Genomic DNA, 1,359 nt, shown 5'->3' on the forward strand with positions numbered 1-1,359 from the left:
AAAGCGGGCGGCCAGCTTGCGCGCTTTCTGGGCATCGCGCCCCCAGACCAGGACATGGCGGAGCTGACGCACGGCGGTGTGGGCTTCCACCAGTTCCAGAGCCAGCGGACCGGTGCCGACCACCAGCATGCGTTCCGCATCCGGCCGAGCCAGGTAGGAGGCGGCGAGCGCCGAAGACGCCGCACCGCTGCGCCGACCGAGCGTGGCCGAGCTGTCCATCAGCACCTGCGGGACGCCGGTCTTGCCGTCGATCAGCAGATAGACGCCCTGGCTCTGCGGCAGGTCGCTGCCGGCATTGTCGGGAAAAACGGTGTCGATGCGCACCCCAAGCGCCTGATTCACCTGCCAGGCGGGGGCGAGCAGCAGGGAAGCGTCACCGCCGGTGCCGTAGGTCTCGACCCGATGCCGCTGCGTCGGCGGGGCTTCCACGCCGGCACGGAAGGTCTGCCGCAGGCGTTCGATCAGCATGCGGTGGTGCAGAACGGATCGAAGCTCGGCGCCGCTGACGGTGCGCATGGACCCCCCTCCGCCGGCCGGCATCCCGTTCCGCCCCGGTGAAAAAGGGCGGAACCCTCGGATTGGTTACGCTCAGTGAACGGTCGGCGCGGTGCCCTGGGCGGCCGGGACCGGAAGGGTCGCGCCGGGCAGCGCGCCCGCCACCGGGCCGGAAACCGGACGGGTGCTTTCGGCCAGACGCTTCTCGGCGGCGGCAGCGCGGGCCTGCGCCTCCTTCAATTCACGCTCCAGATACAGCACGCGGTTGCCTTCGCGGCGGGCGCGGCGGCGATGGCGGCGCTGGCTGTTCCAGACGACGAAGCCGCCGGCCAGGAAGCCCACCACCAGCGCAATCAGCGTGGCCAGATACACCGGGGTTTCGAGCGTGAAGGGCAGCGGCCACAGCGACAGGGTCACGATACCGCGGTTGGAGATCGCGAACAGGATCGCGACGAGGGCCACGGGAATGGTGACGATCCAGGAAAGATGGCGCAAGGCGAAGGTTCCTTGAGTGATGCGGCGGAGAGAATGGCCGGGCCGGCGCTCACTCCGTGTTCAGACGCTCGCGAAGCTGCTTGCCGGTCTTGAAGAAAGGAATGCATTTCTCGCCGACGTCAACCGATTCTCCGGTCCGGGGGTTGCGACCCGTGCGCGCGTCCCGCTTCTTGATGGAGAAGGCGCCGAAGCCGCGCAGCTCCACCCGGTCGCCGCGCGCCAGGGCTTCGGTGATCTCGTCAAAGATTGTGCCGACGATCTTCTCGATGTCGCGCTGGTACAGGTGCGGGTTCCGCTCCCGCAGCCGTTGGATCAGTTCGGACTTGGTCATGACCGTTGACGTTCCCCCAGTCGATGCGGGCGCTTATG

2 protein-coding genes and 1 pseudogene are annotated in these 1,359 nt (G+C 68.3%); all 3 read right to left on the bottom strand.

What is annotated here, in order from left to right:
- A pseudogene (locus I71_RS20770) lies at nucleotides 1–516 on the bottom strand (ornithine cyclodeaminase family protein); the annotation flags it as partial.
- 72 nt (nucleotides 517–588) lie between these two features.
- Complete coding sequence (locus tag I71_RS20775; protein WP_042697443.1) at nucleotides 589–990, bottom strand: lipopolysaccharide assembly protein LapA domain-containing protein; 402 nt, start codon at nucleotides 988–990, stop codon at nucleotides 589–591.
- A 49-nt stretch (nucleotides 991–1,039) separates the two neighbouring features.
- The gene (gene ihfB / locus I71_RS20780; RefSeq protein ID WP_042697445.1) at nucleotides 1,040–1,321 is read right to left on the bottom strand and encodes an integration host factor subunit beta; all 282 of its coding nucleotides are present in this window, start codon (nucleotides 1,319–1,321) and stop codon (nucleotides 1,040–1,042) included.
- Nucleotides 1,322–1,359: the final 38 nt, after the last annotated feature.

Origin of the sequence: Azospirillum sp. B506, assembly GCF_000333595.1 — a bacterium.
Taxonomy (GTDB): domain Bacteria; phylum Pseudomonadota; class Alphaproteobacteria; order Azospirillales; family Azospirillaceae; genus Azospirillum.

Excerpts from the sequence above, each read along its gene's own strand:
- ihfB (WP_042697445.1), bottom strand. The coding sequence starts at position 1,321 with ATGACCAAGTCCGAACTGATCCAACGGCTGCGGGAGCGGAACCCGCAC.